1 pseudogene is annotated in these 420 nt (G+C 56.2%); it reads right to left on the minus strand.

The annotated features are described in order from the left end of the window. A pseudogene (locus tag FDX24_RS16280) lies at positions 1 to 420 on the minus strand (hypothetical protein); the annotation flags it as partial.

Genomic DNA, 420 nt, shown 5'->3' on the forward strand with positions numbered 1-420 from the left:
CAGAACTCCAGGGCGCGTTCTTCACCAAATATCTTCGCCATCGCCAGGACATCATTCGTCCATCCCGTCAGCTCATGCGTTATCCCTGCTGCATCATGCAACGCCATCAGCAACGGTGTCACGGGGGAACCGTCTGGCTTCACACCCCGTTCCTTCATCTGCCGGATTGTATTTCCGGCCACTCCATTCTTCCACGGATACAATGTCTCCTGCGGCCCCGGCTCTTTGACTATGGCATAGCGTTCACTCACACACTGGCTGACGCGGATTTTAGTATGGGTGCCATACGGTAACAGCATTGCCGGACTCAGCTGGCTGCCCTGCGCCGGGATGTAATCCAGAACCCTGGCGAGATTTGCTGTGGTTGCCTCTGTTATTTGCTGTGAAGCCTGGGGCGCCGTCCAGTTTGAGGAACTCAGG

Origin of the sequence: Citrobacter sp. wls716 (genome assembly GCF_005280975.1) — a bacterium.
GTDB classification, from domain to species: domain Bacteria; phylum Pseudomonadota; class Gammaproteobacteria; order Enterobacterales; family Enterobacteriaceae; genus Citrobacter; species Citrobacter youngae.